At 45.1% G+C, this 1,406-nt stretch carries 1 protein-coding gene; it reads right to left on the bottom strand.

Going from position 1 to position 1,406, the window contains the following annotated elements; translation table 11 throughout:
• Positions 1 to 13: 13 nt before the first annotated feature.
• On the bottom strand, positions 14 to 1,406 hold a 1,393-nt coding region (locus GRP75_RS26940; RefSeq protein ID WP_160790886.1), incomplete at its 5' end, for an N-acetylmuramoyl-L-alanine amidase.

The following is a 1,406-nucleotide window of genomic DNA, read 5'->3' as shown; positions in this document are numbered from 1 at the left end:
ATTGTAAACATCCTTAGTTAAGTGATTCAGTTGCTCCTATGCCTGTTCCAAGATACTCCTTCAACCCATCGACAATACCTTCGGCGATCTTCTCCTGTGTTTCTTCTGTGAACATGGCTGCTTCATTTGATAGATTACTAAGGTAGCCACATTCCAGCAATACAGCGGGCATTTGTGATTTTCTCGTCACCACATGGTTTGCCACCCTGATGCCATTATCCTTAAATCCGCTAGCCGCTACAAGATATTTATGCATCGCCTTTGCCAGTGCCAAACTGTCCTGGCGTGCATAATAGGTTTCAGAGCCATTGGTTTTTCCTTTATCTGAAGCTAGCATACTATTACCATGAATGGATACAAACACGCTTGCCTGTTGACTATTAGCCAGTTGTGGTCGTTCATCCAGCGTGGGATACGTATCTCCATTGCGAGTCAATACGATTTGAATGTCAGGATCATTTTGTAGAAGCTGCTCGACCTTTAACGCTACCGCCAATGTAAATTCCTTTTCATGTCGCCCAGTCACACTACCTGCCCCAGGGTCCTTGCCACCATGTCCGGGATCAATGACGACGATTCGCCGTCCTTCGACATTCGTTGGTGTTACCACTACCGGATTCACACTACGCTCACGCAATTGAAGGGTGATATCGCCTAGGCCATTGGTTGAAAGATCGTAATCACGTGCTTGATTTAAAGCAATGACAATGCGTACGCCCCCATTTTGTCCATCTGTGGGAGCAAATCTAATTTCCTGCACATCCTCGCCGTCACTATTCGTCAACGCCCGCGTGCCATCGGTGCGAATCGGGAACGGCTGAAGAAAATCAGTCGCCAGTGAAGCCCCGGGTAAATCTACAACAATACGATCATTCCCCGTCATTTTGGATACTTTAGGGGTAACATCTTTGTTCAGAGAAATCTTTAACGTTTCACCCCCAAAAGTAATATTTTGTACAAGCAACGCATTTGCTGTGGTCTGTTCTTTATTTTGCTGCTTGGCTGGTGAAGATGCGGCTTCAGTATGCTTGTCTGCTTCAACTGGATTTATTGTCGTCGCTGTTGCTGAAGACGTTTTATTGGTGCTTGTTGTACTCTGTGTTGACGTTTGCGACGATGGTTGGGATTGAGACTGTTTACTCGCTTGTTGAGTTACAGCCTTTTGACTGAGATTTACGGATTTACTTTTATTATTCCAATCTACTTTTAGCCCCATTTGCTCCCCAACAAAACGCAATGGGATCATGGTCGAGCTTCCCCGAAGCACAGGAGGTGCATCCAGACTAACTGTTTTTCCATTCACATCAGCCGATGTACGGCCTACATACATGGACATATCGGTACTATTTTTTTGAATTGAGATTTTATAGGATTGTGGTTCCCACTTGAATTGATATCCAAGCTGC

This window comes from Paenibacillus sp. OT2-17, assembly GCF_009827695.1.
In the GTDB taxonomy this organism is placed as follows: Bacteria; Bacillota; Bacilli; order Paenibacillales; family Paenibacillaceae; genus Paenibacillus; species Paenibacillus polymyxa_B.
Note: the sequence above shows the minus strand (reverse complement) of the source record. Positions and strands in the feature narration are given on the sequence as shown.